The 1565-nt window shown below is 36.5% G+C and carries 2 protein-coding genes; both read left to right on the forward strand.

Annotation, left to right across the window (positions count from 1 at the left end; translation table 11 throughout):
* Positions 1-897: phage distal tail protein (locus ACLBXA_RS28910; protein ID WP_447617721.1), on the forward strand; the 897-nt coding region annotated here is incomplete at its 5' end.
* Positions 894-1565, forward strand: a 672-nt coding sequence (locus tag ACLBXA_RS28915; protein ID WP_447617722.1) for a phage tail spike protein, incomplete at its 3' end; no start/stop codon positions are given. The genes ACLBXA_RS28910 and ACLBXA_RS28915, both read left to right, overlap by 4 nt.

The following is a 1565-nucleotide window of genomic DNA, read 5'->3' on the forward strand; positions in this document are numbered from 1 at the left end:
TTGGAGCAATTGCCTGTAGAAAGAAATCAACGTCTTATATGGGATGAAATGTCCACAACTGTAGGGTGGAGTAAGGTTAGTTCTATGGAAGACGGTAATCCAGTTGGTGAAATGAAAACAGATAGTTACCAATTCTATTGTTCAGATTATGGATCGGGTAATGGATGGCATGGCGCGGCTGTTAAGAAGAGTATCCCTGGTGGGCCAGTACAAGATTTTATTATGCAAGCCCACGTTACATGTAAAAGTAAAAAGATTAATGAAATGGGACGAGTTGAGATAGCGATACTCGATGAAAACAGCAAAGTACTTTCAAAAATTGCTATGAATGACCTCTATTGGCAAGCCGAACAAAATTTTGGAACGATGGTAATTGGATATGATAATAAGCCTGGAAAAACAGGTTTAATTTATGAGAGTGGTGATTACCCGAATACATGGAATCAGTATTATGGTAGGTTGTGGATCGCTAGAACCGGTAATGATTGGGAGGCTTATATTTCAAAATTTCTTCCTGGAACAGAAAAAGATGATTCAGAACGCTTTGCAAGATGGACCGATAAAGACAATAAACATATGGAAAAAGCAGCTCAAATACAGATTAGTATCATGCAGTGGCAAGATGTTCCGCCAGTGGAAGCAATGACAGTTTCTGATTTGAAATTTTGGAAAGTGAATTTAAATAATCAAAATACACCGCCTTATATAGTCGATGTTGGTGACAAAGTCGTGATTGATACAGAAAACAGTCATGTCAGTATTGAAGGGAAAAACGCTATTAACATAAAAGATATTTTTAGTAATTTTCCTGTTATCAATAAAGGCACTAATAAACTTGAAATCATGCCTTCCGATATAGGAACAGCAAAGGTTAAATATAGGGAGCGATTTAGATGAGAACACCAAGTGGGTTACTCCATGTTGTTGATTTCAAAACAGATCAGATTATAGCAGTCATGCAATCAAAGGACTATTGGGATGATAAACGCCATTGGGAAATCAAAAATAACATTGATATGTTAGAATTTAAAACTTTTGATGGAACTCCACATGCAGTTACATTACAACAACAGAACTTAGTGTTAAAGGAAGTACGCGATGGTCGTATTGTTCCGTATGTTATCAATAATGAAGTAGAAAAAGAATCTAATGATAGAACGATTACTGTACATGCTTCTGGCGCCTGGGTTCAAATAGCTAAAGATGGGTTCATTAAACCACAACGCATAGAGAGCGAAACAGTTAATACGTTTATTGATATTGCTCTTGCGGATTCAAAATGGAAACGTGGAAAAACGGATTATTCTTCATTCCATACGATGACTATTGATGAATTTATAGATCCGCTCGCTTTTTTAAAGAAAATCGCTACTTTGTTTGAGTTAGAAATTCAATATCGTGTCGAAGTAGTAGGTTCTCAAATTACTGGCTGGTATGTCGATATGATAAAGAAACGTGGTCAAGAAACTGGAAAAGAAGTAGTGCTAGGAAAAGATTTAGTTGGTGTTAGACGTATCGAGCACTCAAGAGATATTTGCACAGCACTTGTCGGTTTTGTACGAGAT

It is taken from the genome of Bacillus sp. D48C, from assembly GCF_053345735.1.